General features: G+C 70.1%; 10 protein-coding genes and 1 pseudogene. 6 read left to right on the top strand and 5 right to left on the bottom strand.

Translation table 11 applies throughout. From position 1 onward, the window contains the following. Nucleotides 1-176, top strand: a 176-nt coding sequence (locus ACIBJF_RS50270; protein ID WP_399184604.1) for a transposase, incomplete at its 5' end; no start/stop codon positions are given. Between the two features lie 97 nt (nt 177-273). Here the strand turns inward: ACIBJF_RS50270 and ACIBJF_RS50275 are convergent. Further along, nucleotides 274-453 (bottom strand): annotated as a pseudogene (locus tag ACIBJF_RS50275) (spore-associated protein); the annotation flags it as partial. A 228-nt stretch (nt 454-681) separates the two neighbouring features. Next, the gene (locus ACIBJF_RS50280; RefSeq protein ID WP_399184595.1) at nt 682-903 is read right to left on the bottom strand and encodes a hypothetical protein; all 222 of its coding nucleotides are present in this window, start codon (nt 901-903) and stop codon (nt 682-684) included. A gap of 124 nt (nt 904-1027) precedes the next feature. Here ACIBJF_RS50280 and ACIBJF_RS50285 point away from each other — a divergent pair, with 124 nt between their 5' ends. Then, nucleotides 1028-1768, top strand: a complete 741-nt coding sequence (locus ACIBJF_RS50285; protein ID WP_399184596.1) for a DUF6193 family natural product biosynthesis protein — start codon at nt 1028-1030, stop codon at nt 1766-1768. A 50-nt stretch (nt 1769-1818) separates the two neighbouring features. On the opposite strand, the gene ACIBJF_RS50290 is transcribed toward ACIBJF_RS50285, so the two are convergent. Both ACIBJF_RS50290 and ACIBJF_RS50295 read right to left on the bottom strand, forming a co-directional pair. Continuing rightward, complete coding sequence (locus ACIBJF_RS50290; RefSeq protein WP_399184597.1) at nt 1819-2277, bottom strand: VOC family protein; 459 nt, start codon at nt 2275-2277, stop codon at nt 1819-1821. Between the two features lie 138 nt (nt 2278-2415). Further along, complete coding sequence (locus tag ACIBJF_RS50295; RefSeq protein WP_399184598.1) at nt 2416-2568, bottom strand: hypothetical protein; 153 nt, start codon at nt 2566-2568, stop codon at nt 2416-2418. Between ACIBJF_RS50295 and ACIBJF_RS50300 the strand changes: the two genes are divergently transcribed. Next, nucleotides 2569-2766, top strand: a complete 198-nt coding sequence (locus ACIBJF_RS50300; protein WP_399184599.1) for a hypothetical protein — start codon at nt 2569-2571, stop codon at nt 2764-2766. It begins immediately after the preceding gene. Nucleotides 2767-2791: 25 nt separating this feature from the next. On the opposite strand, the gene ACIBJF_RS50305 is transcribed toward ACIBJF_RS50300, so the two are convergent. Beyond that, a complete protein-coding gene (locus tag ACIBJF_RS50305; protein ID WP_399184600.1) occupies nt 2792-3643 on the bottom strand; it encodes a S1 family peptidase in 852 nt (283 codons plus the stop codon). 668 nt (nt 3644-4311) lie between these two features. Here ACIBJF_RS50305 and ACIBJF_RS50310 point away from each other — a divergent pair. The 3 genes from ACIBJF_RS50310 to ACIBJF_RS50320 all read left to right on the top strand — a co-directional run bounded on the left by ACIBJF_RS50310 (nt 4312) and on the right by ACIBJF_RS50320 (nt 8582). Then, the gene (locus ACIBJF_RS50310; protein ID WP_399184601.1) at nt 4312-4662 is read left to right on the top strand and encodes an O-methyltransferase; all 351 of its coding nucleotides are present in this window, start codon (nt 4312-4314) and stop codon (nt 4660-4662) included. A gap of 610 nt (nt 4663-5272) precedes the next feature. Continuing rightward, the gene (locus tag ACIBJF_RS50315; protein WP_399184602.1) at nt 5273-7861 is read left to right on the top strand and encodes a carboxypeptidase regulatory-like domain-containing protein; all 2589 of its coding nucleotides are present in this window, start codon (nt 5273-5275) and stop codon (nt 7859-7861) included. 244 nt (nt 7862-8105) lie between these two features. Next, on the top strand, nt 8106-8582 hold the full coding sequence (locus ACIBJF_RS50320) for a tautomerase enzyme (RefSeq protein WP_399184603.1): 477 nt from the start codon (nt 8106-8108) through the stop codon (nt 8580-8582). Nucleotides 8583-8746: the final 164 nt, after the last annotated feature.

Below are 8746 nucleotides of genomic sequence, written 5' to 3' on the forward strand. Positions count from 1 at the left end.
ACTCCCTCAAGGGCGTCTCCGCCCGCCTGCTGCGCAAGGAGTACGACGCACACGTACGCCGGTACCGGTGGGGCGGACACTTCTGGTCCGGCTCCTACTTCGCCGGAAGCTGCGGCGGGGCGCCACTCACCGTCGTACAGCAGTACATCGAGCGGCAGCAGCGCCCCGTGAGCTGAGGTCAACAGTGCGGACCCATGCCCCTGGTGCGGGTCACCCCTATTCTGAGATGGCCTTCACCATCCGGCCTGAAGACCGGAGCACTAGCCAAGATCAAAGGTAGACGGTGCCCAGTGAGCCGACGGGCGCCGAGTTGACGGTCTTGTAGCCGCTTCCGCAGACCCTCTACGGTGTGGTGTTGGCCGCGGCAGAGGCGGGTGACGCCAAGGCCGTCGCGGTCCCCACCGACAGGGCCGCCACTGCGGCGGCAGCCACGACAGAACGAACAAATCGCACATTTCCCCCTTGCGACTGTTGGAGGTGGTTGCTCCTACATGGTGTGACCGCCGAGCCTGCCAAAGGTTGTGCCGTGCCGTCAGGTTGCCTCTGCCAGACGGCCGTTCACGTCCACGACTCGGCACGCCTCAGGAAGGCCCGAACAGCCAAACGCACGGCCCGACTTGCACAGTCCGGCGCGGCGCGACCACCGGTGTCACCGGCCTTTCGGCGCCGGCGGTGCCGTCCTCAGAGCCCCGCCCGAAAGGCGATCCGTGCGGCCTCCACGCGGTTGGCGGCTCCGAGGCGCTCCATGACCTGGAGGAGACGGAGGATGTCTCGCTGACGGTCGGTGAGGGACTCGACCAGGCGCAGGCTGTCCGGATCCGCGGGCTGTGGAGCGTCACCGACCGTGAGCTCGATGAGGTGGTCCGTGACGTCGGGGGCCAGCACCGCATGTCCTGCGTGCACGGACTGCAGGGACTTGAGCAGGTCGGGGACGAACCGGCCTGACCTGCCCGTCCGCGTGACCTGTCCACCTCAGGGAACCATCCGTCCGCCCCGGGAACCAGCGGCTCGGGCACAATCAGGAGCCGTGCCTACGCCACCTGATCCCGCCGTCCTCTATCCCGACGTCGCAGCCTGCGGCAGCCTTGCCGCAGCGCTCCGGACCGAGGCGGACGGCTGCCTCGGCGCCGTCCCCGTCACGTCCTCGGGCTCCGCTCCCCTGCTCCATGCGACCGTCGCAAGCACCCTGCGGCATCGCGAATCGCTGGAGATCAGCGCATGGTCGTACGAACGACGGTGGTCGATCCGCGGCACGGACCCTTTCCAGGGCCTGGCCCTCGTCGACGGCAGGACGGACGACCTGGCGGAGGTCGCCAAGGCGGCCCGGGCGTGGCACGACGGAGCGCCCCTGAACGACATCCGCCGGGCGGCACCCTTCGTACACCTGACCGGCCGGTTCGAGGTGCTCGACAACGATCCCGCGCGCCTGGCGGAATCCGAGTGGCAGGGCATGCGCCAGGAGGCGAGCGAACTGGAGTACGACTGGCATGAGACGTACCAAGCTTTGATCGAGGCGGCGTACGCCGAGCCGGTGCTGCGCGCCCTCTACCCGTTCACGAGCCACTGGGCGCTGCGCTTCTCGACCACCACCCGCCCCCACCTGACCGTCGTCGGCCCGTGCCTGACCGCGAACAGCGACGGCACCTACGGAGTGGGCAGGGGTTTCATGGGTGAGGACCTCGGTCAGTTCGCCACAGCGCACGAGGCCGTGGCCCTGGCCGTGCGCCACCTGCCGTCGGGCCTCGGCCCGGTCACGCTCGGCGGCTGACCCGCCTGGGCGCGCCGGCGGGTCGACGGCGACCGGTTCGGGATCATCGTTCAGAAGAACCGTTCCCGGGCCCGGCGGGCCACCTCGTCCGGCGTCAAGTCCTCCAGGTGTGTGAGGAAGATCCAGACGTGGCCGTAGGGGTCCTTCACGATGGTCGTGCGATCGCCATGGAACTGGTCGGCCGGTGGCTGCAGGACTTCCGCGCCGGCCGCGGCGGCCCGTCGCGCGAGCGCGTCGACGTCTTCGACGAAGACGTGCAGGCCCACGGTGGTGCCGCCGATAGCGGTCGGTGCTCTGAAGAGTGGTCCCTCGGCATCGCCCAGCATGATGGTGGAGCCCTGGATCCTGACCTCGGCGTGCACGATGCGTCCGTCCGGGCCGTCGAGGCGGAAGAGCTCTTCGGCACCGAATGCTCGGGCGTAGAAGTCGATCGCGTCCGCGGCGCCGTCGACCATGATGTGGGCGACGACAGCGTTTCGGTAGTTCTCGGGAACGGCGGTCGCGGTCATGGGAACTGCCTCCTTTGTTGGCTGCTGCCGATGACCACGAACCTAGAAACCGAACCGCACTTGAGGTCAAGCGTGGCTCAACGGGCGGCCGCGCAAGGTGCTGGATCTCGCAGATGGGCCTGGTGTTTCGTGAGTGCGTCAGGCGCCGGGGACGACCCGCATGAAGACGGCCGGTTCGCCGGCGTCGTTGCGGTAGGAGTACTGCTGGTCGCCGGCGATGACGGCACTCTGCCCGGGCGCCGGCACACGGGGTCCGGTCTCCGGTGCCAGGGTCAGGCGGACGGAGCGCACGTGGTGGAGGAGAGCAAGGACGCGATCCTGGCCCGCTCCCACCACATCGCCCGCACCCACCTCGCCATCCTGGACGAGTGGATCGCCGGCCGCGCCCTTCGGCCCTTCAACCCTGGAGCCGCCCAGGCGCGTTCTGCTTTCACGACGGGGCGGCTCGACGGTCGTGCCCACAGGGTGTCCCGCGAATTCGGGTGGTAGCCGGTGGATGCCGGCACGGTGGTCTCTAGTAGATGCTCACGCCGTAGGCGCTCAGCGCCTCGGGCACCGGCTGGTAGAACGTCGTGCCGCCGGTGGTGCAGTCGCCGCTGCCGCCGGAGGTGATGCCCAGTGCCTTGGTCCCGTCGTAGAGGGGGCCGCCGGAGTCGCCTGGTTCGGCACAGACAGTGGTCTGGATCATGCCGCTGACCGTGCCGCCGCCCTGGTAGTGGACGCTGACGTTGAGCGCGGTCACCGTGCCGCTGTGGGTGCCGGAGGTGGAACCGGTGCGCTTGACGTTCTCGCCGACGTAGGCGTTCGCCGCACTGTAGCCGCCGGGGTGGCTCAGGGCGGTGTTGTCGTAGCGGACCAGGGCGTAGTCGTTGCCGGGGAAGTCGTAGCCGGTGGTCGGGCCGATGAGGGTGGTGTGGGCCTGGTTGGTGTACCAGGTCTTGGCGACCTTGCCGCAGTGGCCGGCGGTGAGGAAGTAGTACGTGCTGCCGCTGACCACGTTGAAGCCGAGCGAACAGCGGTACTGGCCACCGTAGATGGCGTTGCCGGCGCCCAGCAGGGGACGGAAGACGCCGTTGGTGTGCCGGACCTGCACGGCACCCGCGTCGCCGCCGGCGGCCTTCTCGATGCGGGCGATTCCCGCCTTGGTGACCGTGCTGTCGGCGGTGACGACCACGCGTCCGGACGCCTGGTCCACGTACCACGCGGTGCCGACGACACCGGCCCGGGCGATGTTGTCCGAAACGCGGGCCAGGTGCGCCGCGCCGTGAGATGCCGTGCCGGCGGCACCGGCGGTGGGTGCTCCCGCCAGGGTGGCGGCGACGAGACCTGCGGCGACGGCGAGCAGTCGGGTGCGCTTGGCTCTCACTGATCCTCCTCTTGGGAAGCGGAAGGCCCAACGGGGTGGGGGCCCGTGAGACTTGCCGGAACGGCGTATTCCTGGCATGCACCGATCAGTGAGAATGCCGCCGAAGTGCGCCGCGCACAAGAGACTCACAGCAACTGAAATCCGGCACCGTGAACGACTGGTCCATCCCACGGCCACCGAAGGAGCGGGCCACGCCGATCCCCGTCGGGAGATACGGAAGTCTCCGGCGTCCGGGTAGGTCACGTGGGTGCAGCCGCGCTGCTTCGTGAGGGTGCCGACGTACGCGTGGAGAAGGGCGGACAGGGTTCGGGAGTCGAGCACGTCGTCGTAGGTGTAGCTGAACTGAGGGTGTGCGGGGCGGGCTTGCCGTCGCAATGGGTCAGTGCACTGCGGGCGTACCCGCGCTTGTCGCCGTGCAGGCCGACGGCGATACGGCTCACCTGGTCCGGGCTGACCGGAGGACAGCTCTCGACGGGGTTCGCATCGCGCACTGACTCGGCGAGGGCCCGATCGGGCAGCCGACCTTGTCCCCGTTCCTTGATGTGCCGAGCAAACCAGCGGCACGAACCTCCCGCTGCCCGCGCCGGGCGCAGAACCGACAGCGTCTGCGTCACCTGGTGGCCGGGCAGCGGAGGGAAGTCGGGTCCTACACCCGATCCGGTCGGTGAGTGGAGGAGATCGATGAGAACCGGGTCGCGGCGGCGCTCCGGAACCTGGAGCGTGCCGGAGTGCGCGACCATGTCGAGGTGGTGCACGGCGACGGTGCCGATGTCCCGGCCAAGACGCCCGACGCCTCGGTCGATCTGGTCGTGCTCGACGCCGAGCGACCCGCCTACATGGAGTGCTGGCCACAGCTGCGTCGGGTACTGAAGCCGCACGGGGTGGTGTCCGTCGACAACGCGGTGAGTCACCGGGAGCAGGTGGTCCCCTTCCGGGAACTGCTCTCCGGTGACCGGGCGTTCGACGTACAGCTCCACGAGCTGGGCGGCGGTGTGCTCACCGCACTCCGGGTGCACTGACCACCCCGGCTCCGGGGGACCGCAGGGACGACCCGTGAACACGGCTGGATCATGTCCCACACCGGGCCGATGGGACGTTTCCGATCGGCCGCCGCCGAGGCGACTCCAACCGGCCCGGTCCCGGCGCCGCTCCCCCATCCACTCGGTCGGCTCCTCACCGCGCGCTGCCCACCTCCGCCACCTAGCCACCGCTGAACCCGCCACAGCCTCGGGGGGCGAAATGGCGGTCGATGCGCACCGCATTTTCCGAACTCACCGGCTGCGTAAAGAGATGACGGCGGCTGTCGGGATTCAATTGCCGCTGGGCCGCCCGGCACCGGCCCGCGCGTGCGGCCGGATCCATCTATTGTGGGCGCGAAATCAGCGGTCGGGCACCCCTTCTGCGCTGCCACTACGTGATTCTGCACAAGTGAGAACCCTCGGACCACGCCGTCCCTTTCCAGGAAATGGGCATGTAACGAAGGGGGTATTGACAGGCCGTCATTCCGAACCGGCTAATTATGCGGACGCGTTCTTGCGTGCAAGCTTCCTCTTCACCGGCCCGATACCGAGGGCCCGTCACGATGGGTATGCAGTGAAGGAATCCCCGCTCCGAAGAGAGCGAATATCCGTGGCCACGCCGCTCCGGCGCGGTGCCGCCGCCCTGGGGCTCACCGCCCTCGTCCTCCTGGGCATCCAGACGCCCGCGCATGCCGCGCCGCCACCGGACCCCTCGGCCGCCGTCACGGCGACCCGCCTCGGCACCGCTTCCGGCACCGAGGACCCCGCTACCGACCTGACTCCCGTGTGCGGCACCCCCGCCAAGGGACACGCGTCGTGCTACGCCATGCGCTCCGCCGGCCAGTCCCCGCTGCTCCGGCTGACCGCGGCACAGACGCCGCCGGGGCTCGGTCCGCAGGACCTCCAGAGCGCCTACAGCCTCCCGGCAGACGGCGGCGCGGGGCAGACCATCGCCATCGTCGACGCCTACGACAACCCCAACGCCGAGGCGGACCTGGCGGTTTACCGCGCCCAGTACGGTCTGCCGCCGTGCACCACGGCCAACGGCTGCTTCAAGAAGGTCGACCAGCGCGGCGGCGGCGACTACCCGACGCCGAACGACATGTGGGCCGGTGAGATCGCCCTCGACCTCGACATGGTCTCCGCGGTCGCCCCGCAGGCGCACATCCTGCTCGTGGAGACCGACAACGACGGACTCGACCGGCTCGCGGCAGGTGTGGACGAGGCGGTCGCACTGGGCGCGAAGTACGTCTCCAACTCCTATGGCCGCTCCGGTGATTACGCCTCCGACGCACCGACCTACGGCTCCTCCTACGACCATCCCGGCGTAGCGATCGTCGCGGCGAGCGGGGACAACGGCTACGGCGTCGCGTTCCCGGCCACCCTGTCCACCGTGACGGCGGTCGGCGGCACGAATCTGGTCGCCGACCCGGCCAGTCCGCGCGGCTGGGACGAGACCGTGTGGAAGCGGAACTCCTACGGGCCCGGCTCGGGCTGCGCGTCGTACCAGCCCAAGCCCGCCTTCCAGAAGGACACCGGCTGCCAGGGACGCAGTGTCGCGGATGTGTCGGCGGTCGCTGACAACGTTGCCGTCTACTCGACGTTCGGCTCGCTCGGCATCGGCTGGCAGCGCTACGGCGGCACCAGCGCGTCCACTCCGGTGATCGCCGGCGTCTACGCACTGGCCGGCTCCCCGCGCCCGGGCACCTACCCCAACGCGTATCCGTACGCGGCGGGCGGCGCCGGACTGAACGACATCATCTCCGGGTCCAACGGCACGTGCGCCGACGCCTACCTGTGCACGGCCGGTACCGGCTACGACGGCCCCACCGGTCTGGGCACCCCGGGCGGCCTTGCGGCCTTCCGCAGCGGCCCGAGCGGCACTTTGTCCGGCAAGGTGACGGACACCAGAACCGGCAGGCCCGTCGCCGGCGCCACCGTGGGTTCCGGGCTCGACGTGGCCACGACCCGCGCCGACGGCACCTACACTCTGAACCTGCCCGCCGGTGAGGTGAGCGGGCTGACCGTCACGGCCTTCGGTTACGCCACCACGACACCGGTCACCTTGGAGATCGAGGACGGCAAGGCGGTGACCCGCGACTTCGGGCTCACGGCGCTGCCCCGCGCGCATGTGCGCGGGACCGTGCGGGACGGTTCCGGGCACGGTTGGCCGCTGTACGCCCGGATCGCAGTGGACGGCTCGCCGGAGGCGCCGGTGTGGACCGACCCGGTGACCGGCGACTACGACATCTCCCTCCCGAAGCACGCGGGTTACACCCTGGACGTCACGGCCGCCCTCCCCGGTTACGAGGCGGTCGCCCGCAAGGTGACGGTGGACGGCAAGGACGTGACCGCCGACGCGGCACTGACCGCCGACCCGGACGCGGCCACCGCCGTCGGCTACGACCTCCGCACCACCGAGCGCGCGGAGGGCTTCGCCTCCGCCACGGCCGCGCCCGAGGGCTGGACGGTGACGAGCGCGGCCGACAGCGACGACGGATGGCGGTTCGACGACCCGATCCAGGTGGGCAACGCCACTGGCGGCAACGGGTCGTTCGCGGTCGCCGCAAGCGACAACGGGCCGTTCGGACCGCACCAGGACACCTCACTGGTCAGTCCCGCCTACGACCTGTCCGACGCCCAGTCGGGCGAGTTGACCTTCAAGACCAACTACATCACCAACACCGGCCAGCAGCACATGACCGTGGATGCCAGCACCGACGACGGCGCCACCTGGCAGACCGTGTGGGGCGGCCCCAAGTCGAGCGGCGAGGCCGACCACCTCACCGTAAGCGTCCCGCTGCGGCAGTACGCCGGACAGCCGTCCGTACGACTGCGCTTCCACTTCGTCGCGAACTGGGCGTACTTCTGGGCGATCGACGACGTGAGCGTGCAGAACCGGACGCTGGAGCCGGTCCCGGGCGGGCTGACCGTGGGCACCGTAGCGGACGCCCGTACCGGCGAGGCGATCGTCGGCGCGAAGGTCGCCGACGACTCGGCCCCGGACAGCGCGGCGGTCACCGTGGCCACACCCGAGGACCCGGCCGTCGGCGACGGCCTCTACACCCTGTTCTCGGCCGGCGTCGGCGGCCACACCCTCCGTGTCACGGCGGACGGCCACAGGGCGCTCACGCGGCGGGTCGTGGTGCACGAGGACCGGGTCACCCGGAAGGACTTCGCGTTGGAGGACGCGAAGTAGCCGCCGTGTTGTAGCCGCGAAGCGGTCGAGTGCTTCGGCGACGGTGCCGTATCCACGGGTACGGCACCGTTCGCGGAGAACGCGGGCAGCGGCCCTCGGCTAGTTGTGCCATCTCATGAGGTTGGTTCCACTGGCGTCCGCTGGGTCCAGCCGTGGGGCGTGGTGCTGGAGCGGCCTCCTGATATGACACTCGTTATAGGCCGGTGTAGCCTCGTTCTATAACGAGTGTCATAGGAGGCATGTCGTGACCGTCATCACCGTGAACGCGCCCAAGGGCCGCTTGAGCCAGGAGCACCGTCGCAGGCTGGCCGAGACGCTGACGGACGCTGTCCTGGTGCCCGAGGTCGGGCAGTTCGCGCCGGCCGCGCGGGTCGGCTTCCAGGTGCACTTCGTCGAGCGCGAGAGCGACATGATGGCGATCGGTGGTCGCCTGATGGCCGACGCCAGCCCGGATCTCGACGTCATGGTCATCGACGTGGCCGTCATGGACGGTGACTGGCGTCAGGAGGTGCGGGCGGAGGTCATCGAGCGCGTCCTGTCCGCGATGGCCGAGGCGTGCGGTCTGCCGGAGCCGGCTCCGGCCTGGTGGGTCAACTTCCGGGTGATCGACGAGGGCAGCTGGGGCTCGCGCGGCGGCGTACTGTCCGTGCTCTCGCTCCTGGACAGTGGCGTGTTCACCAAGGAGAAGGCCAAGGCGATCCGCGCTGCCCTCGGCGCCTGAGCGGTCTCCGGTCGGCGTCCCGCGATCCACGAGTGGGACGCCGACCGGGCCGGGGCCGGGGGCGCCCCGGGGGGGGGGGCTGAGGGTCACCGGCCCCCAGGGCGGGGGGGTACAGGCCCCGGTAGAGGCGGGGCACCCCCGAGAGGGGGTTGGGGGGGGGCGTG

This window comes from Streptomyces sp. NPDC050743, assembly GCF_044456925.1.
Lineage (GTDB): Bacteria > Actinomycetota > Actinomycetes > Streptomycetales > Streptomycetaceae > Streptomyces.

What these genes read in the sequence shown, in the direction of transcription:
- ACIBJF_RS50290 (WP_399184597.1), bottom strand. Translation starts at nt 2,277, where the DNA reads ATGACCGCGACCGCCGTTCCCGAGAACTACCGAAACGCTGTCGTCGCC.